This window comes from Arthrobacter sp. WCS2018Hpa-7 (assembly GCF_031843805.1).
Taxonomy (GTDB): domain Bacteria; phylum Actinomycetota; class Actinomycetes; order Actinomycetales; family Micrococcaceae; genus Arthrobacter.
Genome location: NZ_JAVTJB010000017.1, coordinates 17720 through 42556, shown reverse-complemented (window position 1 = coordinate 42556; position 24837 = coordinate 17720). Strand labels below are relative to the sequence as shown.

14 protein-coding genes are annotated in these 24837 nt (G+C 63.3%); 6 read left to right on the top strand and 8 right to left on the bottom strand.

What is annotated here, in order from left to right; all coding sequences use genetic code 11:
• Positions 1-27: 27 nt before the first annotated feature.
• From RQH14_RS16915 to RQH14_RS16885, 7 genes are all read right to left on the bottom strand, one after another.
• Positions 28-999, bottom strand: coding sequence for a MoxR family ATPase (locus tag RQH14_RS16915; protein WP_089594270.1), 972 nt, complete (start codon positions 997-999; stop codon positions 28-30).
• A 57-nt stretch (positions 1000-1056) separates the two neighbouring features.
• Entirely contained in the window at positions 1057-7254 is a 6198-nt protein-coding gene (locus RQH14_RS16910; protein ID WP_311214313.1) for an Ig-like domain-containing protein, read from the bottom strand.
• A 157-nt stretch (positions 7255-7411) separates the two neighbouring features.
• Complete coding sequence (locus tag RQH14_RS16905) at positions 7412-13528, bottom strand: Ig-like domain-containing protein (RefSeq protein WP_311214312.1); 6117 nt, start codon at positions 13526-13528, stop codon at positions 7412-7414.
• Between the two features lie 296 nt (positions 13529-13824).
• Positions 13825-15003: an adenylate/guanylate cyclase domain-containing protein gene (locus RQH14_RS16900; protein ID WP_311214311.1), complete on the bottom strand. Its 1179-nt coding sequence runs from the start codon at positions 15001-15003 to the stop codon at positions 13825-13827.
• Complete coding sequence (locus RQH14_RS16895; RefSeq protein WP_311214310.1) at positions 14993-15586, bottom strand: PH domain-containing protein; 594 nt, start codon at positions 15584-15586, stop codon at positions 14993-14995. Before RQH14_RS16895 ends, RQH14_RS16900 begins: the two co-directional genes overlap by 11 nt.
• Complete coding sequence (locus RQH14_RS16890; protein WP_311214309.1) at positions 15579-16502, bottom strand: biotin--[acetyl-CoA-carboxylase] ligase; 924 nt, start codon at positions 16500-16502, stop codon at positions 15579-15581. Before RQH14_RS16890 ends, RQH14_RS16895 begins: the two co-directional genes overlap by 8 nt.
• A 68-nt stretch (positions 16503-16570) precedes the next feature.
• Positions 16571-17449 (bottom strand): NAD(P)-dependent oxidoreductase, encoded by an 879-nt coding sequence (locus RQH14_RS16885; RefSeq protein ID WP_311214308.1) that lies wholly within the window; start codon positions 17447-17449, stop codon positions 16571-16573.
• A gap of 212 nt (positions 17450-17661) precedes the next feature.
• Between RQH14_RS16885 and RQH14_RS16880 the strand changes: the two genes are divergently transcribed.
• The 3 genes from RQH14_RS16880 (at position 17662) to RQH14_RS16870 (ending at position 21236) form a co-directional block, all read left to right on the top strand.
• Positions 17662-19245 carry an acyl-CoA carboxylase subunit beta gene (locus RQH14_RS16880; protein ID WP_105693983.1) on the top strand — a complete coding sequence of 528 codons (1584 nt, stop codon included), beginning with the start codon at positions 17662-17664 and terminating at the stop codon, positions 19243-19245.
• 2 nt (positions 19246-19247) lie between these two features.
• A complete protein-coding gene (locus RQH14_RS16875; protein ID WP_311214369.1) occupies positions 19248-19487 on the top strand; it encodes an acyl-CoA carboxylase subunit epsilon in 240 nt (79 codons plus the stop codon).
• A gap of 66 nt (positions 19488-19553) precedes the next feature.
• Complete coding sequence (locus RQH14_RS16870) at positions 19554-21236, top strand: DUF885 domain-containing protein (RefSeq protein ID WP_311214307.1); 1683 nt, start codon at positions 19554-19556, stop codon at positions 21234-21236.
• 58 nt (positions 21237-21294) lie between these two features.
• Here the strand turns inward: RQH14_RS16870 and RQH14_RS16865 are convergent, their stop codons facing one another.
• Positions 21295-21630, bottom strand: coding sequence for a hypothetical protein (locus RQH14_RS16865; protein WP_311214306.1), 336 nt, complete (start codon positions 21628-21630; stop codon positions 21295-21297).
• A 388-nt stretch (positions 21631-22018) separates the two neighbouring features.
• Here RQH14_RS16865 and RQH14_RS16860 point away from each other — a divergent pair, with 388 nt between their 5' ends.
• The 3 genes from RQH14_RS16860 (at position 22019) to RQH14_RS16850 (ending at position 24836) form a co-directional block, all read left to right on the top strand.
• Positions 22019-23452, top strand: a complete 1434-nt coding sequence (locus RQH14_RS16860) for a dicarboxylate/amino acid:cation symporter (protein WP_311214305.1) — start codon at positions 22019-22021, stop codon at positions 23450-23452.
• Between the two features lie 92 nt (positions 23453-23544).
• A complete protein-coding gene (locus tag RQH14_RS16855; protein WP_311214304.1) occupies positions 23545-23976 on the top strand; it encodes a YbjQ family protein in 432 nt (143 codons plus the stop codon).
• A gap of 137 nt (positions 23977-24113) precedes the next feature.
• Entirely contained in the window at positions 24114-24836 is a 723-nt protein-coding gene (locus RQH14_RS16850) for a TetR family transcriptional regulator (protein ID WP_311214303.1), read from the top strand.
• Position 24837: the final 1 nt, after the last annotated feature.

The window sequence follows — 24837 nt, the reverse complement described above, 5'->3', positions numbered from 1 at the left end:
CCGAACTGGCTTGTGCGGTGCCGCGGACTAAGCGGTGGCGCGTTGCTGCGGGGCGGCGACGTCGGCGAGAACGCGGGTGAGGACAACGTCAGGCGTTGCACCGGAGAATTCGGCCTCAGGATCCATCACCAAACGGTGGGTCCACACCACGGGTGCCAGTTCCTTGATGTCATCCGGAAGCACGAAGTTGCGGCCCTGGCCCGCGGCCCACACCTTGGCGGCACGAACCATGGCAAGTGCACCGCGCACCGACACACCAAGGCGGGTCTCGGAGGCGTTGCGGGTCTCCTCGCACAGGCGGGAAATGTACTCCAGCACGGCCGTGTCCACGTGGGTGGTGGCCGCAAGGTCTGCCATATCGGCCACTGCCTGCGTGGTGATGAGCGCAGTGAGCTCCTTGGAACGGTCCTTCAGGTTGGCCCCGCCCAGCAACCGCACCGTGGAGGCGTGGTCCGGGTAGCCGATGGACGTCTTAATCAGGAAGCGGTCCAGCTGTGCTTCCGGCAGGCGATAGGTGCCTGCCTGCTCGATCGGGTTCTGGGTTGCCAGCACCATGAACGGACGGCCTGCCTCATAGGTGGTTCCATCCACGGTCACCCGGGATTCTTCCATGACTTCCAGCAGCGCAGACTGGGTCTTCGGCGACGCACGGTTGATTTCATCAGCAAGGACGATGTTGTTGAACACCGGGCCCTTGTGGAATTCAAACTTCTGGGTCTTTTGGTCGTAGATGGTCACACCTGTCACGTCGGACGGCAGGAGGTCAGGCGTGAACTGGATACGGTTGTGCGAGCCCTGGACCGTTGCAGCCAGGGCGCGGGCCAACGAGGTCTTACCCGTGCCCGGCGCATCTTCAAACAGGATGTGGCCCTCGGCCAGCATCGCCGTGAAGGTCAGCCGGATGACGTGCTCCTTGCCGAGCACCGCCTTGCCCACATTGGCCACGAGCTTCTCGAACGTTTCTGCAAACCACGCGGCCTGCTCGTTTGTCATGGTCATGGGTTGATCCTGTTCCTTATGTATCGGTAGTGGTTTGACGTTGTTGTTGGCATGGGCCTAGCAGCCTCCGGGACGCGGTCCGTAGAGATCCACAGTGGTGGACTTCACGTACCAGCCATCCTTGGCCGAACCCTGGAGCCTGTACCACGGGGTGCCGTTACCGTAGATGTCCTTGGTGCAGTTGACGGTGATCTTGCCCCAGGAGCGTTCCACCCAGCCCACACCACATTTCGCAGGGCTGCCGGGTGTGTAGCTGTCCGTCTGACCGGGCTTACCGGGGCATGTCCGCACGCTGCCGGCATCCACCTGTATCTGTGACGTCGGCTCCGGCGGCGGTGGCGCAGATCCGCTCCGGGACGTGTCGCTTCCGACGTTGCCCGCCTGGCCACCACTGATGGCGCGGACTCTCAGCGTTTTTGTTTCGCTGAAGCCCACGGTCGTGGAGAAACTCCGCTGCCCGGTGTCAGTCCACGCACCGCCCTCGAAGCTGTACTGGTAGCCCGTAACCGGCCTGCCGTTGCCGCTGGGCTGGTTCCACGTCCAGGACACCGTCTTGTCGCCGACTCCGCTGCTCTTGCTTCCGGTAACAGTCGGCGCCGCCGCAAGCCCATAGGGGTTCACGGTGTTTGATGCGGCACTCCTGTCGCCAGGTGTGGGGTTTCGTGAAGATACTGCCCACACCACCACGGCCGTGTCCTGGCCGTTCGGTGCCGCGATAACGCCACCGCCGGCGGGGATCGCTCCGCTGCTGGCGCCGGACGTCAGGGCATACCGGTAGCTGATCTCGTTGGCGTTGGCCCCGTTGCGTTCCTTCTGTGACAGCGGGTTGAAGGCCACGCGGATCTTGCCACCGGCCGCGTTGGTCTCCATCAGGGCTGCCGTGGGCGCAGCTACGATGCCTGGCTTGCCCGCAGCGCGGATGGCCGCTGACTGCTGGCTGACACCGCTGACGCCGGCCTTGTTCGTTGCCGCGACAGTAAAGGTGTAGTCAGCTTCACTGTTGGCAACCGTGACGTTTTGCGAGGTTGCCCCCACTGACTGCGTGGTCACCACGGCCCCGCCCCGATATGTGGTCAACGTGTAGGCGGACACGGCGTCGCCGTTGTTGTTCGGCGCGGCCCAGCTGACCTGGAGTTGGCTTTGGTCACCAACCGACCCAGCGCCGGACACCGAAGGCGCGGCAGGCGTCGCCGGCACACCAGCGGGAGTTTCCGCCGCAGAGTAGGGGCTCCATTCGGACGGTTCCTTGGCGTCGTTCCGGGCCAGGACGCGGACCTTGTAGGCCACGCCGTTCGTAAGCCCGGTCCACACGTGGCTGTTCCCCGTCAGGTTCTGGATCTGGGGATTCTGCCCGGCCGGAGCCGGCGAGATCTCAAGATCGTAGGACTTGATGGGCGAGCCCTTGCTGGCCGGGGGAACCCAGGCAACCGAAAGTTGCTTGTCACCAAACTTCAGTGTGGGAGCAATCGGGGTATCAGGCTTGACGTCCGGACGCACCTCGGCGGACACCGGAGAACGCTCGGATTCATTGATCGCATTGGTGGCGGTGACGGCAAAGTGGTACTTCACGTTGTTGGTCAGCCCGGTCAACGTACACGTATTCGCGGGGCAGTCCTGCTTGAAGCCGTTCTCCCCGTACACCGTGTACTTGGTGATGGGTGAGCCACGATCAGCCGGCGCGTTCCACGTCAGCAACGCTGTCTGGTCGCCCACGCTTTGAGCCAGAGGCGTGGTGGGCGCGGCGGGCTTGTCCTTGACGGTGAGGCGGATGCGGGCCGTGGCGTAGCGGGAGGTTTCGCCCGTCTTATCGCCTACGACGTAGGCGACAACCATGGTCCCGGTGAAGCCCGACGACGGCGTGACGGTCACGTTTCCGCCGCTTGCCTCTGCCGTGCCTTCGCCCGTCTCTGTTACCGCTGAGATGATCTTCAGCGGCGTATCCGGGAACGGGTTGGAGTCGTTCGCCAACGCATTGACGGTGACCGGCTTCCCTGATTCGGCATCCGGTTCAAGGTCGTCGTTGGCCACCGGTTTGGGTCGGTTGGAGGCGGTCAGTGAGAGTTTGTAGGTCGCAACCGCTTCAAGTCCACGGGGATCCTTCGCCTTCACTTGGACCGTGCCGCCTTGTCCGATCTGCACCGAGTCCTCGGCGGAGACCTTCAGGGTCTTGCCGTCGATGCTCACCTTGAATCCACCAGGTGCTGCGCCGGCCAACTCGTACTTCATGTTCTGGACGTCATCGGAATCGGGATCGGACGCGAGCTTTTCCAAGTCCAGGCTGGCCGAGTCACCCTTGGGAACGTCCACGTCGCTGCCCAGCAGCACCGGCGGGTTGTTCTTGTTCGGATCCGGCAGCACCTTGGTCCGGATGCTCAGTGTCGACTTCAGTCCGTTGGGGTCGTCGGGTCCGCTTCCGTCAGTGACTTCGAAGCTGATGGAACCGGGACCAACGTATTCAGCGCCGGCCGTGTATTTCAGGGCCGTTCCATTGCCGGCTACGGGGTCGCTGCCGTCGGCACCGATGAGTTTGATGCGGTCCGCCTGGGTCAGCCGCGGCGACTTACCCTCGCGGACCTTGACCCATTCGGCCAGGTTAACGGTGACGGACTGGCCTGAAACCATCTCCACCACTTCATCCTTGGCGAGCGTCGGAACCTGCTGCCCGATGCCCGGAACCCAGATGATGGCCGTGGACTTCTGGCCGTCCACATCCTCAACGGTGTAGGGCACAAGTTGCGGCTGCTCGGTGAGGTCCACCACGACGTTGCCTTCAGAGCCCGGACGGGCCGTTTCCAGGCCCGTGGTGACCTTGAGGTTCTCCCCCACGCCGTCAGGATCCTCGTCGTTTTTGAGGACTGGAACGTCCACGGCGGTCTTGCCCAGCGTTTGGGCTGACGTAACGCGGTCATCGCGGGCGATGGGAGCTTGCAGGGGAATGTCGTTCTTGACGTTCACCCTGATGCTGGCTTGGCCCACGGCGTCCCTGTCGTCAGCCACGGAGTAACGGACGTTGACCGTACCCTCGGCGGCCGGAGCGGTGACCAGGACGCGTCCGCTGGTCTTGCTGACCTGGGCTTCGAGGCCTGCGTCGGCTTCGATGCTGTCCGTCAGGATGCGGATGATGTCGCCGTCGGGATCGGTGTCATTGGCGGTAGCATCCACGGCGATCTGACGTCCAGGACGGACCTGCACTTCGTCGTCCACCGGGGCAGGCTTCTGGTTGTCTTCACCACGGGGCGCGACGCCGACAGTCACCGTTCCGGTGTTGACCGCACCTTGACGGTCGATCACCTTGTAGCGGAACGTGTCGGTTCCCGCACCATCACCAGCGGCGACGAAATCGATGAAGCTGCTGCCCGCCGTCGCGGTTCCCATGGTGGGTGTGCTGTCGATGCCGGTGAGCTGGACCGAGTCGCCGTCGGGGTCGATGCCGTCCAGCGGCACCGGGATCCGGACACTGCCGCCGGCCACCACGCGTGCGGTCAGGTTCTGCGGCTGCGGACGTGAGTTCTGCGCGCCTTCCAGCGGCAGGATGTGGATGGTGACGGCCGCGGCGCTCTTCTGGCCCTGCGGGTCCACCGCGTTGTAGATGGCACGGACGGTCTTGGGTGTGGGGCCGGCGATGAAGCGCAGGGTCTTCTCGGAGACGAAGGCCTTGCCGTCTTCTTCAGGGATGCTCTGCGCCAAAACGGGATCCACAGACAGTTCTTCACCCTGCGGGTGCGTGTCGTTGTCAAGGACCGGAATGGTCACGACGTCGTTGACGCGGACATTAACTTCGTCGGGTTTCGGCTGGGGGGCCTCGACGACGGCGGGGGCCGGCACCGGGACGACGCCCACGGTGCCTGTGGCCGAGCCGCGGCCGTTGGACATGGTGTAGCTGAAAACGAACGGCTCTTTCGCACCGAGCACGTCGGTAACGCGCAGTACGCTGTGGTCGATCACGCTGACCGAAGCGGACGAGCCGTCCGGGACGGTGACGGACTGGAGGACCAGCACGCCGCCGGAAGGATCGGAGTCGTTTGCCAAGGGATCAACCAGCACGCTGCCACCCACAGGGAGCAGTGCGACGTCGTGGACCGCAACGGGCGCTCCAGCGTCCTTGCCGGATTCCACGTCCACGCGGATGAGGCCCTGGCTGCTTTGCGGGCCGTTGCTGGCGATGTATGTCAAGTAGATCGGGCCCGGTGTGGTGCTCCGGAAGGTGAACGTACCGCCGTCGGTCACTGGACCCAGCTCCGCCGGTCCTGCGGCCTCGACGTGCGCTACCCGCAGGGCACCGCCATTGGGGTCGACGTCGTTCTTCAACGGTGCGATGACCAGGTCCTGGCCAACCACCGCTGTGACATGGTCTGCGTTGACTACGGGGGCAAGCGCTCCGGGCGGCTGGACGTTGACCACGATCCGGCCTGTGGTGGTGGCACGGCCATCCCACACCGTGATGGTGACGTTTTTCTTGCCCGGTGCTGCACCAGAGTCCTGGTACGTGAGCAGGCCATCGCGACGGACCTTGACCTGGTCCTGGTCGTTGTCCGTCTTGGCGTCCAGGAGGACGAGGTCGTCGCCGTCAGGATCCATCCAGTCGGTCAGGATGTTCTGGCTGACGGACTTGCCCTGCTCCACCAGCATGGTGGTGGGCTCGCCGCGTTTGAAGAAGGGAGGCTTGTTTTCCTCCGGAGCCACGACGCGCAGCGTGACCTGTCCGCCGGCGGACAAGCCGCGTCCGTCCGAGGCGTTGTAGTCGAAGGTTTCCGTGCCCGGCTTGGCGTCAGCGGGGACCTTGATCTGGAACGCTGAACCACCGTAGATGTTCTCCAGCGCCCCGGATTTGGGTCCGTTGGCGCCTACCGCAGCGGTGAGGACATCGCCGTCGGGGTCTGAATCATTGTCCAGGATGCTGAGGATGGAGGTCCGGCCCGGCCGGACACCGAACTCGTCGGGCTTGGTTTCCGGCGCACGGTTGGGCTTGGTGCGGTCCGGAAGGACATTGATGGTGTTATTGTCCGCGGACTCCTGGTCTTGGTCATCGGACTGGTTCTTGGGCGGGACAACATCGTCCCAGTTGTTGACAAGCTGCATGTTCTGGTTGACCAGCCACACGCTTCCCGAGTTCACGTCGTTGAGGACTACGAGGTCGCGGTTGACGCGGAAGACATAACTGGGCGAGGCACTGGCTTTGGGGACGTCGTTCTTCTTGTCGTCCGCGTCGTTCTCGCAGTCGCGGACGTACTTGTTGGCACCGGACCAGGCAGCGTGGACGCACTTGCTGACCTGCACAGGTGCGGCGGGGACGCCTTCGCCGTCGGCATTGACTGTTGCGGCGGTGGATCCGTCCAGGGGCTGCTTCAGGAGGGCCTTGCGGGTGGCGATGGCAACAAAGCTGCTGTCCTCGCCGCTCTGCTGGAGCTTGGCTTCACGGGCGTCCTGCAACTGGAGCTTGCGTCCGCCGGGCAGGAACAGGTTGCCGGAACCCGCATCAAGGACAACAGGCTTGTCCCCCACGACGGCGATCTGAAGGTCGCCGGCGCCTTTGAGCTCATCCACCTTGGTGACCTGGGAGTCTGTCCGCTCACCATTGGCGTCCACCGTGGTGACGGTGATCTCGCCCTTGCCCGGATCCGCTGTGTAGATGCGGTTGTCGGCGCCTACTGCGGAGACCATGCCTTGGTCCCCTGTCAGGACAGGCTCGGTACCTTCTTCATCGAACCCGTTGACCGTGGAGGGCGACAACGCCCACACCTTGCCGCGGGCGGGGTCGGTCACCGAAAGGACGGTGGAACCATAGCTGACTTGCGACGACGACGGCAGTTGCTTATCGCCGCCGAGCTTCAGGTTCGCTGCAGAGACCTGGTTGATGGTGGAACCGGATTCGTCGTCGACAAAGACGTTGCCGTCATGCTGCAGGACATCAAAGGTGGTGGTTGCCGGAGTCACAGCACCATCGAGAACACGCGACGGGTAGTTCAACCGGCCCACGGCGTTCTTGGTTTTGCTCACAACCCAGACGCCGCCGTCGTTCAAGTCCACCTCGGTGGTCTTGAATCCCGGGTACAGCACAGCCCCGGTGATCAACAACGCACCCGCTGCGGTGGCAGCAGTTCCCGCTATGAACTTTTTGTTTTGACGCCTTGTCAGCCTCATCTTGCCGAAGAAATTTCTCACAGCCCCAAAATTCCCTTGATATACAGCCGCCCCCCAGCGGCGTCCGGGCCGACCGACACATGCCGGCAGCCGTGCATTCCGCAGTACCCCCATACGGCGGCGGAATTTTCAGTCCCTAAGACTATCCCACGCACCCCACGTCCAATCGAGGAAACCCGAGACCGGGCTATCCATTGGCTTTGACAGACTACGGCCTTAAGCACTGCCCGCGCGATGGGGAGAAGTGCCCCGCGCTTAACCTTTGCAACGGTCAGCACGGGGGCGCTCCGATGCCCGCGGGGTCTGGAAGGTTGGTGTGACCTGCGATGATGTACCGGCCAACGTTGCGGTAAGAACCCGATTCGATCCGCCACCAACGGAACATGCCAACGACATGATCCGACTGGTCAATGTAACAACGCACAACCAGCGGTCCTTGATCAGCCGAGTAGAACCAAGGTGGCTGGTTGCCACCCTTGCCGTCGCAGGTTCTGTCCGATTCCCTGTAACTCGCGCTGCCCAAGGCATAACTGCACGACCGCACAACCGCTCCAGGGTTCATAGTGGTGGTCCACTCCCCCTGGCGTCCCGACTTAGCGCTGGCCGACGCCACGGGGCCCCCGGTTCCCAGCGAGTTGAAGGTCTGCACGGCGATGCTGTGCGTCTCTTCCCAGCCGGCCGTATTGATGGTCCGGCTGCCGGAGGCACCCACGGTCTCCCAGCCACCGTTGTCGATACTGATCTTCGTTGTCTTGACGTCATTGGTGGTTGCCGATGGTGACGACCAATTGAAGGTCACCGATTTCTGGTTCACGGCACCGTTGGACCCCGACGCCGACGGCGTCCCCGGTGACCCGAACGGCGTCGCGGTAGCGGCGGCACTGGCATCAGAACTGGGCGCCACTGTGGAGTGCGCCGTGACCGTAACGCTTGTGGCCTGGCCGTTGGCGAAGCCTCCTACCGTCTGCCCGGGCTGGATGGCACCGGAGCGTCCACCTGCGGAGTAGGTGTAGCTGACTTCGTTGGCCTTGGAACCGTTGCGCTGGGTGTCGCCGAGCGCACTGAAGTTAATGGTGAGCTGGCCACCAGCGGCGCCGGTATTGGCCGGCGTCGCGCTGACGTTTTGGACGGTACCCAGCTTTCCCGTGGCCCTGCGCGGCGGTGAAGCCGCGCTGACCAGGCCCTTGCCTGCTTTGTTCTCGGCCTGGACGGTGAACGTGTACGCCGATTCGTTGGTGGACACCTTGAAGGTGGCCGTCCGGACGTTCCCGGGAATGGTTTGCGTCTGGGTAGCCCCGCTGCCGCCGCTCATGGTGACGTAGTAATTCTTGATGGGGTCGCCATTGATGTCCGGTTCTGCCCAGTCGACGCGGAGCTGGTTCTGCGAACCAACAGCTGACACCACAGTGGTGCTCGGCGGCGCCGGTGTTGCGGGGATACCGGCAGGGTGGTCCTCGGCTGAATACAGCCCCCAATCTGAAGGGCCAAGGTCATTGACGGCTTGGGCGCGGACCTTGTACTTCACACCGTTGGTCAGGCCGGGCCAGGTGTAGCTGAGGCCAGTGACCTCGTTCTTGACCGCGATTCCGTTGGCCGGCGGCGGGGAGATCTCCAGGTTGTAGTGCTTCACCGGTGAACCCTCGGTTTTGGCAGGGGTCCACGTGATCGCCAGGTCCTTGTCGCCGGCCTTGACCGTCGGGACGTCAGGGGGCGACGGCTTTTCATCCGGAGTGATCTCATTGGAGGGCACGGAGGGCTGGGATTCGCCTACCTCGTTGGTGGCAACCACGGTGAAAACGTACTTGACGTTGTTGGTGAGCCCGGTGAGGGTGCAGGTGGTGGTGGGGCATTCCTGCTGGAACCCGGCAGCCTTCACGGTGTACTTGGTGATGGCCGCGCCATTGTCCGACGGCGGCGCCCACTTGAGCACGGCTGTCTTGCTGCGGACGTCGGTAGCCACTGGCGCCGAAGGAGCGTCGGGCTTGTCCCGCACGGTGATCCGGACGCGGCCCACGGCTTGGCGGCTGGGATCATCGGTCTTGTCCTTGATGGTGTATCTGACTACCAGGACCCCCTTGAAGCCGTCGGCGGGCGTCACCGTAATGGAGTCGCCGCCAATGGCCGGCTCACCTGACGCGGAACCTGTTTCGACCACAGCAGACACCACGGTCAAGGGTTCGCTGAAGGGATTGAAGTCGTTGCCCAACACGTTGATGGTTTCGGGCTTGCCGGCGTTTGCTTTGTCCACCACGTCGTCGTTGGCTGCCGGTTTCGGCCGGTTGGAGGAGACCACCGAGACTGTGACGGCTGCCTTCACCGGCTCGGAGCGGCCGTCGGTGACCTTGAGCGGGACGGTGCCTCGGGCTCCGGGATTGAGTGAACCGCCAGGGGTGATTTTCAGGACCGTGCCCTCCACCCGCGCGTCGAATCCGCCGGGCAGGTCACCGTCCACGCTGAAGGTGAGTTTACCTTGGTCCTGTTCATCAACGTCTGCGGCGAGATTGGCCAGATCCAGCTCCGTCGTGTCCCCCTTGGGGGCATCAATCGCAGCACCGCTGAAGGTGGGGGCGTGATTGGCATTGGGGTTCGGGAGCACCTTGGTCTGGATGGTCAGAGTGGACTTCAAGCCTTCGGCATCGTCCGGACCACTGCCGTCGGTCACTTCGAAGGTGATGGACCCGGGCCCCACGTACTCAGGCTGGGCCGCATACCTCAGCGCGGTACCGTCGCCCACAATGACATTGGAGGAGTCGCCACCCAGGACGCGGATCTTGTCCGCGACCGTGATGCGGGGCTGGCGGCCATCCCTGACCTTGACATGATCCTGGAGGGCCAGCGTGATCTCCTCCCCCGCGGTGACCTCCACAATGTCCGTGGTGGAAAGCGTGGGGTACTGGAGTCCCTGACCGGGAATCCACATGACCGCGGTGGCTGACTGCCCATCGATGTCCGTGACGGTGTAGGGAATCAACTGGTCTTGGGGCAGCAGCGTCACCACCACGTTGCCGGCAGTCCCCACTCGCGCATTCGGGTTTGCGTCCGGCAGGGAGATGGTGAGGTCTTCGGCAACGCCGTCGGGATCTGAGTCGTTTTTCAGCACCGGAACGTCAACGGCCGTCTTGCCCAGGGTCTCCGCGAGCGTGATCCGATCGTCCACCGCCACAGGAGCGTGCAGCGGCGCCGTCGGACTGGTCTGGACGCGGATGACAGCGGCAGCTTCTGCCGTCTTATCGTCCTGGATCCGGTAGCTGATGCTTTCCGTCCCGGTAACACCTGGGGCCGTCAGCACCACCTTTCCTGCGGCCGCTTCAACCTGGAGTTCCGGGTTGGCCTCGAACGTCGCCACTAAACCGATGGGGTCGCCGTCGGGGTCTGAGTCGTTTTTCAGCGCGTTCACGGCGACCCGTCGGCCGGGCCGGACATCAATGACGTCGTCCACGGCGATGGGTTTCTGGTTATCGGCTTCGGCCGGCGCAATGCCCACGATCACAGTGCCGGTGTTCTCAGCACCGATGCGGTCCCGCACGCGGTAGCTGAAAGTGTCGGTACCGGCGGACGTGCCCCCGGCTGTGAACTCCAAATATCCGTCCCGCAGGATGGCTGTCCCCAGCTCGGGAGCTTTGTCGATTCCGATGAGCTGCACTGAGTCGCCATCGGCGTCGATGCCGTCCAGTGGAACAGGAATTTTCACCGTCATCCCGGCAACTACCCGGGCTGTCAGGTTCCGCGGCTCGGGCCGGGTGTTGGTGGCGTCGTCGCGGGCGCGGATGCGGATGGTGACCTGCTGCGAGTCAGTTTGGCCCGAGGCGTTGCTGACCTTGTAGATCGCGTAGACGGTGGCGGGTTCCTCGCCCGCGATATAGCGCAGGGTGTTCCCCGCACTGAAGATCCTGCCGGCGGCCTCGTCCGGCTGCTGCGCCAGGACGGGGTCGAGGGTGAGCTCTCCGCTATTGGGGTCCGTGTCGTTGTCCAGGACCGGGATGGTCACGACGTCGCCGGCACGCACGGATACCTCGTCCGGCTTGGCCTGGGGTGCCTGAAGTTTGGTGGGCGCCGGCACAACCTGGACTGAAATATCCCCGGTTGCCGACGCCTTGCCATTGGAAATGGTGTATTTCAACGAGAGCTGCCCTTGGGCCCGGATGTCGGTGATCTTGATGACCGAATGGTCAAGGACCGCGACCGATACCGGGAGCCCGTCAGCCGCCGTAACCGATTGGACCACCAGGACGCCCCCACTGGGGTCCGAGTCGTTGCCCAACACGTCAACCACGGTGCTGCCGCCGCTGGGGAGGAGCGCAATATCGCGGACCGCCACCGGTGCGCCGTCGCTGTTTCCGGACACGACGTCCACCCGCACCAGTTGCTGGGCACTCGCCGGTCCGTTGGTCACCATGTACGTCACATAGTGAGGACCCACCGACGTCGAGTTGAAAATGAACGTCTGCTGGTCCGGACCCACCACAGCGGTTGACTGCGGATCCGGCTGTGCCTGCGCAAGCCTCAAAGTGCCGCCCTGGGGGTCGGTGTCGTTTTTGAGCGGCGCGATCACCGTATCCTGGCCCGCCACCGCAACCACGTGGTCAGCGTTCGCGATAGGCGGCAACGCGCCGGGAGCACGAACATCAACGCTGATCTGCCCTTGGGTGGTCAGCGACCCGTCCGAGACACTGACAGTCAGGGTTTTGCGGCCCGGTCCCGCTCCCGAGTCCTGGAAGGTGAGCAAGCCGTCCGGCCGGACCCGGACCTGGTCCGCGGGATCGCTGCTAGAGACGGCGACGGCGAAGATGTCATCGCCGTCGGGGTCCAACCAATCGGTGAGGACAAACTGGCTGGCGATCTTCCCGGACTGGACCACCAAGGCGTTGTTCCGGTTGGGCTTGGGCTGCGGCGCGTTGTTTTCCTCTGCGGGCACGACCCGCAGATCGACGTCCGCGCCGCCCGTACCGCCACGGCCGTCGTCCACCGAATACTTGAAGGTTTCTGAGCCCGTGGTTCCGACGGGGACTGCGACCTGGAAGCCGGTGCCGCCGTAGACGGCGGACAATGCGCCGGATTTCAGTGGCTCGCTGGCGCTGACCGTGAGGACGTCGCCGTCGGCATCGGCGTCGTTGTCCAGGACGGGCAGGACAGTCGTCTTTCCGGCCCTGACCCCGAAGGCATCGGGTTTGGCCACCGGCACGGTGTTGGGTTTGCTGCGGTCCGGAAGGACTGTCTGCTGGACTTCGTCCGCAGAGTCCTTCTCGGCGTCGTCCGAGGTCTGTTGGGGCGGGATGACGTCATCCCAGTTGTTGACCAACTGCATGTTCTGGTTGACCATCCAGACGTTGCCGGAGTTGACGTCGTTCAGCACCACGAGATCGCGGTTGACACGGAAAACGTACGACGGCGACGCACTCGCCTTGGGAACGTCGGAGCGCCTGTTATCTGCCTCGTTGGTGCATTCCCGGACGTACTTGTTGGCACCGGACCACGCGGCGTACGTGCAGGATCCCAGATGGACCGGCGCCGCCGGAATACCCTGGCCGTCCGTTTGGACTGTCTTGGCGGTTCCGCCGTCGAGGGGCTGCAGGAGCAGTGCCTTCGGTGTGGCGATGGCAATGAAGTCGGCGGCCGGGCCGCTCTGCTGCAGCTTGGCTTCGCGTGCGTCGTCCAGGTGTACTCTGTTGCCCCCGGGCAGCACGATGTCGCCGGTGGTTGCGTTCAGTACCACTGCTTTGTCGCCCACGGTTGCCAACTGGACTTCGCCGTCGGCCTTCAAAGCGTCGTCGCTCCGGACCTGTGAATCTACGGCCTTCCCGTCGAGGTCCACCTTTGTTGCCGTCAGTGTTCCTGTTTTCGGGTCCAGTGTGTGGATGGTGTCATCAACACCCACCACCGAAACAACGCCGGGCGACTGCTCGAACAAGGGTTCCGATTCGTCGCTGAAACCGCCGATGGAGGTGGGCGAAACGGCCCAGACCTTGCCCTTGGACGGGTCAGTGACAGCCAGTACTTTGTTGCCGAAGCTCACCTCTGCGGAGCCCGGAAGTTTTTGGTCGCCACCCAGGCGCATGTTGGCGGCGCTGATGGGGTTGATGGTCCCGCCATCCGCGTCATCGATGAAAATATCGCCGGCCTGCTGAAGGATGTCGAAGTTGGTGCTGGCTGGAGTCACTGCGCCGTCCAACGATTTGGAAGGGTAATTCAGGCGGCCGGCCGCATTCTTGGTCTTACTGACCACCCAGACGCCGCCGTCGTTCAGTTCCACCTCGGTGGTCTTGAACCCCGGGTAGATGATGGCACCTGTTACCAGGACAGCCGCTGCGGCAGTGAAGGCAGTAGCAGCGATGACCTTACGCCGGCGGTTGTTGGCACGGCGTTTTCCGGACCCATCAGGCAGAGCCATCCCACATTCCCCCACAGTTCAGGCAGCACGAAGCAGCCGGCGCCGACCCCCACGGCGAAACACGACACAATCACCCCACAGCCTACCGGGTTACTCCATCGATTAGCTAAGTCGTGACGTGAATCGCACCCCGAACGCCCGCTCACGTAACACCCCTTAAAGCCGAACGCTCGCTCACTTTCCTGAAGAAAGTGAGCGAGCGTTCGGCTTTAGCCCGAGGGATGTGAGAGAGCGTGCGCCTTGGAAGGCGGGCTGTCAGCGGAGGCCTGCAGAGGACTGCAGAGGACTGCAGAGTCCTAGTCCAGCACCAGTCCCTTGCCGCGGCCACGGGCCAGCATCACGGGATGGATTTCGCCGAAGCCGCGAACATTCTCCGACTTCTGCGGAACCAGGACGAACCTGTCATCTTGCCCCAGCGCAGCGGCGGTCATGGCATCCACCAGAACCGTGCCGGGCTGGGCCAGGGTGGTCAGCCTGGCAGCGAGGTTGACGGTGGGTCCGTAAATGTCGCCGAGCCTGGACAGGATGCGGCCCCAAACCATGGAGACGCGGCATTGCGGCAGAATCTCGTCCTCGGTGAAGGCTTGGGCCAACGCCAAGGAGATCTCGGCCCCGGCTGCGGGTGTCTCGGCGATGTAGAGGACTTCGTCTCCCACCGTCTTGACCAGCCGGCCGCCGCCCACGGAGATAATTTCTGCGCACTTGTTCTCAAAGCGCTGTACCAACTGCGCGAGGGTCTTCTCATTCATGCGGCGCGAGAGGCTGGTGTACGAGACGAGGTCGGCGAAGCCCACGGCCCGGGCCAGGGGCAACGGCGAATCGTCTTCGTCGCCCTCGCGGCCTTCCTCACTGGCCTGCAACCCGGCTTCGGCGCGAACCGCCAGGCGTTGCACACCTGCGTTGAGTTGACGGCGGTAGGAGTAGACCAGGATCTCTTCGAGCGAGTCCACCAGGCCGGGCAGCTGCCCTACCAGTTGCTTACGGGCCACTGCATCCGGAATACCCTGCTCCGACACCATGTCTTCCACCAAGGCTTCGATCTGCCAGACCACCATGCGGTCTGTCATCTGCCCGATGGACCGGGTGACGGAAATGGCGGCTTCCTCGGTCAGGACTCCGGCCCGGACAAGGTCCAGGATGGTGGACAGGGCCGCTTGATCCCGTTCCGTAAAGGCAACGTCTTCGTCGCCGAAGTTCGGGAATCCCAGGGCACGCCAGATTTTGCGGGCGGACAGAATGGATACGCCTGCCCCTGCGGCAACTTCACGACGACGAAGCTTACGTTCGCCGCCCAGCAGCTTTGATTCCAATGCTTTGATGGCCAGGCGCTCGGCGGACAAGACGCCGGTGGGCGGGCCGGCCTGCACCGCAACCGGAGCAGGCCCCGCATCGGTGTCCTCGTCCACTGAAGGTTCGGGGACGGCGTCGAACTCCTGGTCCAAGTCCTCGCCGGACTGCTGATCCTCAACGCTCATCTCTTCCACCTTCTCTCAGCTCCCACGGCAACTGGTCATAGTCCGTCAATACTTGGCCCTCAAAAACCTCACCTTGCGGGAGTTCGTCCATCGCGTCAAGAATGAACCCCCGGAATTTCGCGACGTCCGGAACATCCGCCAAGATGGCCGTTCCGGAGTGCCCGGTATCCAAGGATATATTCCCGGAGCGCAATGTCCGTTGGAGCATGCTCTGATGGACTCCCACATTGCGGACCGCCATGAGCGACACCTGCCAGTCCCGGCGTCGAAACATTCCGTATTTGGCAAGTATCCGCCTGCTCGTCAGGATGTAGCGGACGGAGTTCCAGCGCATGACCCGGCGCAGACTGTAAGCCAGCAACAACCATGCTGCGAGTACCAAACACAGGCCAATCAGCCATGGCGTCCATTCCACTGTAATGAACGGTGCCACGCGCTGGGCATTTCCTTTCACAAGCCAGGCGCAGGCATAGCCCGTGAGGGCCGGTGCTACCAGGAAGGCAAGCACCGGAAAGAACAGTGAGCGGGCCTGTTGGCGCGTGATGGTGATGACCTGCTCCCCCGGAAGCAGCTCTTTACGCATAACCGCTTTCTGTGGCGCGAAGGTGCACCACATCACCAGCCGTCACAACATGTTCCCTGCCGCCGTGGTCCACCACCAGCAAGGAGCCGTGCTCGTCCAGCCTCGAAGCGTGGCCCACAAGCTCGTGATCTCCGGGCAAGTGAGCCCGTACTTCCCGGCCAAGCGTGACCATGGCTGATTCCACCCGCTTGTGCAGTGAGGGTCCCCCGGCCAACCCTGCGGCCGGGTCCCCTTCGGAATTGCAGAAGCTGCGGTAAAGCCGCGCGAAGCGGGACAGGTAGCTTTTCAGCAGCGCGGTGCGGTCCGTCGTCGTGGCCCCTTCCAAGGCCAGTGACGTTGCGGTCTTGACCGGCAGCTCTTCCTCGGCCAACGTCACGTTGAGGCCCACGCCGAGGACCACCGCGGGAACTGAGCCATCGCCAACGGCAGTCATCTGCGCGAGGATGCCCGCGATCTTGCGGCCGTTGACCAGGACGTCGTTGGGCCACTTGATATCGGCTGTCACCCCGGCTGTTTCCTGCAAAGCCTCGCGCAAGGCGACCGCAGCAAGAAGGGACAGCCACGAATAACTCTGTGTGGGCACCGGCATGCCCTCCGCTGTAACAGGGCGGAGGACCATGGATACCGATACCGCGGATCGTTCGGGCGATTCCCAGTGCCGGTCCAGCCGTCCACGCGCCGCCGTTTGGTGTTCGGCGGTGAGAACGGAAAGGTCAGACCACTTTTTGGGCTCAACGCTGACTGCCCGGACCAGGTCCTGGTTGGTGGACCCGGTGGACTGGACGACGGTCAACTGCGAAATGCCTGTGGCCGACAAGAAGTCCGGCTGCAGCAACGATTCACGGTCCAAGGCAGGCCGCTCAGCACCGGCGGCTGGGAGGTGGGGTTCGCTGCTGTCTGGCTGTTCGGCATCCATAGCTGAATCCTATCCAGTTGCGGCGGTCCGGTATGGCCCACGGCCCAGAAAAGCGGCTGGGAATCCGCCTAGAGAAAAATGTCCGGAACCAGGCGGTCTTCGGGCGCGCCCAGGCTGTACGGCGAAAAGTCCGAAACACCAGCTGCGCGCAGGACCTCTTCATCGGTGAAGAACTTGCCCGTTGCCCCCGTACCTGTCAGGACAGCATGCGCTGCGTCGGCCATGATTTCGGGGCCGCGTGCTGCCTGCACTATTTGCTGCCCGCCGGGCATGTTCCGGATCGCGGCAGTGTCGATGAGCGTGCAGGGCCAGAGCGAGTTGACCGACACGCCGTCGTTCTTGAGCTCTTCGGCCAGCCCCAGGGTGGTCAGGCTCATCCCGTACTTGGCCATGGTGTAGGCCAGATGCATGCCGGCCCATTTGGGGTCCAGGTTCAGCGGCGGAGACAGCGTGAGGATGTGGGCGTGGCTGGATTCCCTGAGCGCCGGCAACGCGAGCTTGGAAAGCAGGAACGTTCCACGGACGTTGATGTCCTGCATGAGGTCGTAGCGCTTCATGTCAACGGCATCGGTGCGGGACAAATCAATCGCCGAGGCGTTGTTGACCACGACGTCGATCCCTCCGAAGCGCTCGACGGCGGCGGCTACAGCCGCGGCGACGTCGTCATCATTGCGGACGTCCCCGACGAGCGGCAGCGCCTGGCCGCCGGCTGCGACCAGTTGATCCGCTGCGCTGAAAACTGTGCCTTCGAGTTTGGGATGGGGGTCCCCCGTCTTGGCCATGAGCACGATATTGGCACCATCGCGGGCCGCGCGGGTGGCGATGGCCAAGCCGATGCCCCGGCTGCCGCCGGACATGAGGATGGTCCGGCCCATGAGCGAACCGGCGGCCACGTAGGGAGTATCAGCCTGCGAAAGTGCGCGGGAAGCGTCGTTGCTTGAAGTCATGGGGACACTCTAACGCAACTATGTTACTGGCGGGTAACATAGTGATGGCTTTGGCTTGGACGCGGAAAATTGTAGGGTTTCTACAGCGGTTCGCCGCAAAGGCGTCACTAGACTGGCTTGCGGGGCCTGTTCTTTGTACGGAAGCTACTTAAGCTTCGGGAACAACACCGAACTGCGCCAGCGAAAATCAGCTACAGAGCCGGAGACACTTGATGAGCCACGATCTGACAACGACAGCGGGAAAGATTGCCGACTTCCGCGACCGCCAGGCCCGTGCAGAGCAACCTTCCGGCCCGGAAGCGATAGAGAAGCAGCACGCACGGGGCAAGAACACGGCCCGCGAACGCATCGACCTCTTGGTTGATCCCGGATCGTTCGTCGAGTTCGACGCCCTGGCAGTGCACCGCTCCACGGCCTTTGGCATGGAAAAGAAGAAGCCGCTCGGTGACGGCGTGGTCTCCGGATACGGAACCGTGGATGGCCGCCTCATCGCGATCTACAGCCAGGACTTCAGCGTCTATGGCGGCTCCCTGAGCCAGGTCAACGGCGAGAAGATCGTCAAGGTCCAGGAGTTTGCCCTCCGCAACGGCTGCCCCGTTGTCGGCATCAACGACGGCGGCGGCGCGCGTATCCAGGAAGGCGTCGCTTCCCTGGCCATGTTCGCGGACATTTTCCGCAACAACGTCCACGCATCCGGTGTGGTCCCGCAGATCTCCCTCATCATGGGTCCGTGCGCCGGCGGCGCCGCCTACTCACCCGCACTGACCGATTATGTGGTGATGGTGGACAAGACGTCCCACATGTTCATCACCGGCCCGGACGTCATCAAGACTGTCACTGGCGAAGATGTGGACATGGAGACCCTTGGTGGTGCCCGCCAGCACAATGCCACCACCGGAACATCCACCTACCTTGCCTCCGACGAAGCAGACGCGATCGAATTCGTCCGCGAACTCCTGGACTTCCTCCCCTCCAACAACCTGTCCGAGGCCCCCGTAGTGGAGCACGACCAGGAACTGGAACTCAACGACGACGACCTCGCCTTGGACGGGCTGATTCCCGATTCCGCCAACCAGCCGTACGACATGCGCAAAGTCATTGAGCAGATCGTGGACGACGCGCACTTCCTGGAAATGCAGTCCCTGTACGCCCCCAACGTGATGATCGGCTACGGCCGCGTTGAGGGACACACCGTGGGCATCGTGGCCAACCAGCCCATGCAGTTTGCCGGAACCCTGGACATCTCCGCCTCTGAAAAGGCAGCCCGCTTTGTACGCCATTGCGACGCGTTCAACGTTCCCATCATCACGCTGGTGGACGTCCCCGGCTTCCTGCCCGGCAAGGACCAGGAGTTCCAGGGCATCATCCGCCGTGGCGCGAAGCTCCTGTACGCCTACGCCGAAGCAACGGTCCCCAAGCTCACCGTGATCACCCGCAAGGCCTACGGTGGCGCGTACATCGTGATGGGCTCCAAGAAGTTGGGCGCAGACCTGAACCTCGCCTGGCCCACCGCCCAGATCGGCGTCATGGGCGCCCAGGGCGCCGTGAATATCCTTTACCGTCGCGATCTCGCTGCTGTTGCCGAAGCCGGCGGTGATGTCGAGGCCAAGCGCGCCGAGATCATCCAGGGTTACGAGGAAGAACTCCTCAACCCGTACCAGGCAGCGCAGCTGGGCTACGTGGACGCAGTCATCGCTCCGTCCGACACTCGCCTCCAGATCATCCGGGGCCTCCGGGCCCTCCGCGACAAGCGCGCAAGCCTGCCCACCAAGAAGCACGGAAACATCCCGCTGTGAGCATGCCGAAGCACCGCGCCGATTCGGCGCCGGACGCCGCGCCCATTGAGCCGCTGTTCTCGGTGGTCAAGGGCGAACCGACAGCGGAAGAGCTCGCGGCGATTGCCGCCGTCGTGGTTTCGCTCGGTACGCAGCAGGAGGCTGACGCAGCCAAGCCGAACGTCCGGCATTGGGTGCGTCGCCAGCAGCTGCGGCTGGACCCGTCCCCGGGTCCGGGTGCCTGGAAGCGCAGCCGCGGCTAGTTTTCGCTCACGTAGAAAAGTTCAACAACCCTTTCACGTAAGCGGGGTCGCGGCTAGGCTCTGTGGGTGACTACTGCAAACACTCCTGTACGCCCGAAGTCCGCCATCGATGCCGTCGCTGATGCGTACACAGAAAAGTTGATCGAACTCAATCCCAGCTTCGCCACCACGCTGGGCCTGCCGGGACACGAAACCGAATACCAGGACTACTCCCCTGCCGGCGCTGAGGCCCATGCGGAGGCCACAAAGTTGGCCTTGGATGCCCTGGCAGGTCTTGAGCCGTCTGATGATGTGGACGCCGTTACCCTCGACGCCATGCGCGAGCGGCTCGGCCTGGAACTTGAGATCCACGAGTCGGGTTGGGACCTCGCCGATCTGAACAACATTGCCTCCCCCGCCCAGGACATTCGCGCCATTTTTGACCTCATGCCCACCGATACTGTGGAGCACTGGGAGCACATCGCCGGCCGCGCGGCCAATGTTCCCGGGGCTGTTGAGGGCTACATCGCATCCCTTCGGTCCGCTGCTGCCGACGGAAAAGTCGCCGCCGCCCGCCAAGTCCGGATCGTCATCGAGCAGACCGGCCGCTACGCCGCTGAGGATGGTTTCTTCGCCAAAATGGCCGCCAACGCTGCGCTTGATGGCTCGCCGCTGCCGTCCGAGGTTCAGTCAAAGCTCGACGCCGGGTCTGCGGCCGCGCGTTCTGCGTACAGCGCCTTGGGTGGATTCCTTCGGGACGAACTCCTGCCCCTGGCACCGGAGAAGGACGCAGTCGGGCGCGAACGCTACGCGCTGGCCTCGCGTTCATTCGTTGGCGCCGAAGTAGATCTGGAAGAGACCTACGCTTGGGGCGTCCAGGAGCTCGAGAGGCTCATCGGCGAGCAGGAGAAGATCGCCAACCAGATCAAACCCGGTGCATCGATCGAAGAAGCCAAGAGCATCCTCAACAACGATCCCGCACGCCAGATCAAGGGCACAGACGCCTTGAAAGCCTGGATGCAGGAACTCTCCGACCGGGCCGTGTCCGAACTGGCCGATGTCCACTTCGACATCCCTGACGTCATGAAGACTCTTGAGTGCATGATCGCCCCCACCGACGAAGGCGGCATCTACTACACCGGCCCTTCCGACGACTTCTCCCGACCTGGACGTATGTGGTGGTCAGTGCCGGCAGGCGAAGACACCTTCACCACGTGGTCCGAAACCACCACCGTTTTCCACGAAGGCGTGCCCGGCCACCACCTCCAAGTCGCCACGGCAACCTACCGCCGGGAACTCTTGAACAACTGGCGCCGCAATGTCTGCTGGGTCTCCGGCCACGGTGAAGGCTGGGCGCTCTACGCGGAGCAGCTCATGCTGGAACTGGGCTACCTCAAGGACCCGGGCGACCACATGGGCATGCTGGATGGCCAGCGAATGCGGGCAGCCCGCGTAGTGTTCGACATCGGCGTGCACTTGGAACTGCCCGTCGCCGAACGCTGGGGCACCGGCACTTGGACACCGGAGAAGGGCTTCGACTTCCTCAAAGCCAACCTCGACATCAGCGAAGGCCAGCTTCAGTTCGAATTCACCCGCTACCTGGGCTGGCCGGGACAAGCTCCGTCCTACAAGGTGGGGCAGCGTCTGTGGGAGCAGATCCGTGCCGAGCTGGAGTCCCGTGAAGGCTTCGATCTCAAGTCCTTCCACAGCAAGGCGCTCAACATCGGCTCGGTTGGTTTGGACGTGCTGCGCCGGGCGTTGCTGGGCTGACTCGGCTTGAGTGCCTCCGGCCAGAGGCTGGGGGCACTCGGTGTGCCGCGACGGTGGTTCAGTCAAACTCTATGAAATCCCGTACTGCCGCAATCAGCCACTCGTCCATCGAATGGTATTCCGCTGCCTGGTGCCGTACGGCCGCCCCAGTTGCGTCCCGCATCACGTCGTAGTCATCGACGACCACGACGTTCTTTCCGGTCCAGCAGGCCACATCATCGTTATCGGACTTGCAGGCAAAAGGAATCAGGTTCCAGCCAGGGAAAACCTCGTCTGCGTGTTTCATTCGCTGCGCCTGCTTTGCTCGGCGTAGAAGTTCCCAAGGTTCCAGATCCACCATGCCACGCTCGATCATGCGGTCATAGAGAACTGGCAATGCAAGATTCTCCGTCAATGGTTTTCCTCCGAGCGGCTCTCAATCACATCTGAATTCTCGAACAGACTCTACAGTTCATTTCATATGGCGAAGGAGCTGCCTCAACTGCCCCCGAACTACCAACACCAACCAATAAATCCAACAAACAGAGAAATGATTGTGGAAAACCGGGTTGGCCGCCCGGAGGGTTACTGCGAGACCTCGCGAGACGGACGGAACCCGAACCTCCTGAGCACTGGTAGATCATGGGCAACCTTCCTCGCGCACGACTTACTGTCGGTGGCACGCAAGCCCCCCAAGCACCCCGTGAGACCAACGTCACAAAGCTGCGGGAATAACTTTTGCGCACGTAACATTTCTCAACGTCCGTTCGCTATGTTATTGGCCATGCACCTAACGTGTTCCGGTGAGCACCTCAACCAACACTTCCCCAGCAGCTGGCAAGAGCGGCTTCCGGCTCCCCAAGTGGGCCGGTTCCTTCGGCGTCCAGATCATCGCAGCCCTCATTGTGGGCCTCATCCTCGGCCTCATCGCCAAGTACACGGGCAGCACCAAGGCCGCCCCAAACGGCCTGGGGGCTACTCTCCAGACGATCGGCTCCAGCTACGTCTCCTTGCTGCAGACCGCCGTCGTTCCTTTGATTTTCACCGCCGTGGTGAGCTCCATCGCCAACCTGCGCCAGGTGTCCAACGCCGCGCGCCTCGCATGGAACACACTGCTCTGGTTCGCCATCACCTCACTGGTATCGGTGCTGATCGGCATCGGCCTGGGCGTGCTCCTGCAGCCGGGCGCGGCAACCGGCATCACCGAAGAAGCCAAGTACGCCGGCAAGACCGGTGACTGGTGGGCGTTCCTGATCGGCCTCTTCCCGAAGAACTTCCTGGGACTTGGCGCCAGCTCCACTGTGACCGAGAGCGCCAATGCTGCCACCACCGTCAGCACCGCGGTCAACTTCAACGTGCTCCAGATCCTGGTGGTCGCGATCGCCGTCGGCGTTGCCGCACTCAAGGTTGGCAAGCAGGCTGAGGCCTTCCTGACGTTCAACGCTTCAGCTCTGGCCGTCATCCAGAAGGTCCTGTGGTGGATCATCCGCCTTGCTCCGCTGGGCACGGTAGGCCTGATCGGTAACGCCGTGGCCATCTACGGCTGGGACACCATCGGCTCTTTGGGCAAGTTCACCGCCGCCATCTACATCGGGCTGGCTCTGGTGCTGTTCGTCCTCTACCCCATACTGGTCCGCATTCACGGCCTGTCCATCAAGCAGTACTTCTCCGGCGTGTGGCCGGCCGTGCAGCTGGCGTTCGTTTCCCGTTCTTCGATCGGCACGCTGCCGCTCACGCAGCGCGTCACTGAACGGAACCTCGGCGTCCCTTCCGGCTATGCTTCCTTCGCCGTGCCGCTGGGCGCCACCACCAAGATGGACGGTTGCGCAGCAATCTACCCGGCCATTGCAGCCATCTTCGTGGCACAGTTCTTCGGCATCAACCTGGACTTCAGCCAGTACCTGCTGATCGTTCTGGTCTCGGTCCTGGGTTCGGCCGCTACGGCAGGTACCACCGGCGCCGTCGTCATGCTCACGCTGACCCTGTCCACGTTGGGACTGCCGCTGGCCGGCGTCGGCCTTCTGCTGGCTATCGACCCCATTCTGGATATGGGCCGCACCGCCGTCAACGTGGCTGGCCAGGCATTGGTCCCCGCAATCGTCGCGAAGCGTCAGGGCATCCTGGACGAGTCACTGTACAACGCACCCCGCAACGGTGCTGTGTTCGCCGATGAGTACGCAGCGGACAAGGCAGCAGCTGAAAGCAACGAGCGCGAACTGGCCGAGTCCAAGGCCTAGTTTCCGTCTCTTTGGAACGGCGCAAATCCCCCGGGGAGTTCTCCCCGGGGGATTTCCCCGTTAAAGGGGCCAACTCTGGATAGGCTCGGACCATGTTGATCGTCACTTCCAATGAAATCCCGGGCCACCGGATCGACGCCGTCTTCGGCGAAGTCATGGGCCTCACCGTCCGCTCACGGGACATCGGCTCGCAAATGCTGGCCGGCTTCCGCTCCCTCGGCGGCGGCGAACTGCCCGAAATGACCAAGGCACTCTATGAAAGCCGCCAGGAAGTTATGGCACGCATGGTCAATGAAGCGCAGCAACGTGGCGCCAATGCCATCGTCGCCATGCGGTTCGACACCTCTGAGATGGGGACCAACTGGACCGAAGTCTGTGCATACGGAACCGCCGTGTACGTCCTGCCGTTGGGAGAGGGCGAGCCTGGAGCCACGGGCCAGTCTGTCTACCTGACCAAATCGGCCGCGCAGCAGCAGAGCCAGCCGACTCCCCCCGCTCCGCCCGCGCCCCCGGCTCAGTTCTAGGCTCACGTTTCCGAGTCCCGCTCTGGTTCGCCCTCCTCCCCGTTCAAAGGGTGGCAGTGACGAACAAGGGCGGGACTTTTCACATGCCCACTCGGCTCAAATTGCGCAGAGTGCAAACTTGCACTTAGTGTAATGATGTGACTCAAACCAGCACCCAGGAAGCCGCTGCGGAACCGTCCCCTTCCGAGCCCGCCGCCCCTTCGCGGCGCGAACTCAACAAGGCGGCCACCCGCAGCTCCATCGCTTCCGCAGCCTTGGACCTTTTGCGTAGCAACGGGTCCGGCAATTTCACCGTGGAAGACATCGCAGCCAGCGCCGGAGTCTCACGGCGAACCTTCTTCAACTACTTCCCCAGCCTCGAGGCCGCCTTGGCATCCGTAGCCGACGGCTTCATGGACCACGCCTTGGAGCAGTTTCGGCTGCGTCCGGCAGATGAGTCGATTCTCGAATCCGCGCAAGCAGCCCTCATGGCGCTAGCCGATCCCATGTCCGTGGCACCCATGGCCGAACTCTTCAGCCTGACCCACGACAACCGCCAACTGGCCCGCTCCGAACTTGAAGCCTGGGAGCACTGCACCGAGCAGATCATTGACGCCGCCCGCAGCAGGCTCGGCGCCGGCATCAGTGAGCTCTATGTCCATGCTCTGGCTGGTTCAGTCATCTCTTGCGGCAAGGCCGCCATGACCGTCTGGTTCGCCGCTCGCGGCCCGGATCTCTCGGCGGAGTCCCTGGCGGTTCTTCGCCAGCACCTCATCGATGCGATGGGGCTCCTTGGCGCCGGCTTCGCGCCGCCGTCGGACGCTTCTTTCCACGCCTCAGCTGCCTCCCCCTCCGTTCCAACCACCACAGATCGGTTCTGAC

Bases quoted from the DNA above. Each gene is read 5' to 3' on its own strand.
- RQH14_RS16885 (WP_311214308.1), bottom strand. From the start codon at position 17,449: ATGACTTCAAGCAACGACGCTTCCCGCGCACTTTCGCAGGCTGATACT.
- RQH14_RS16880 (WP_105693983.1), top strand. From the start codon at position 17,662: ATGAGCCACGATCTGACAACGACAGCGGGAAAGATTGCCGACTTCCGC.
- RQH14_RS16855 (WP_311214304.1), top strand. From the start codon at position 23,545: ATGTTGATCGTCACTTCCAATGAAATCCCGGGCCACCGGATCGACGCC.
- RQH14_RS16890 (WP_311214309.1), bottom strand. From the start codon at position 16,502: ATGGATGCCGAACAGCCAGACAGCAGCGAACCCCACCTCCCAGCCGCC.
- RQH14_RS16910 (WP_311214313.1), bottom strand. From the start codon at position 7,254: ATGGGGGTACTGCGGAATGCACGGCTGCCGGCATGTGTCGGTCGGCCC.
- RQH14_RS16875 (WP_311214369.1), top strand. From the start codon at position 19,248: ATGCCGAAGCACCGCGCCGATTCGGCGCCGGACGCCGCGCCCATTGAG.
- RQH14_RS16895 (WP_311214310.1), bottom strand. From the start codon at position 15,586: ATGCGTAAAGAGCTGCTTCCGGGGGAGCAGGTCATCACCATCACGCGC.
- RQH14_RS16900 (WP_311214311.1), bottom strand. From the start codon at position 15,003: ATGAGCGTTGAGGATCAGCAGTCCGGCGAGGACTTGGACCAGGAGTTC.
- RQH14_RS16915 (WP_089594270.1), bottom strand. From the start codon at position 999: ATGACCATGACAAACGAGCAGGCCGCGTGGTTTGCAGAAACGTTCGAG.
- RQH14_RS16905 (WP_311214312.1), bottom strand. From the start codon at position 13,528: ATGGCTCTGCCTGATGGGTCCGGAAAACGCCGTGCCAACAACCGCCGG.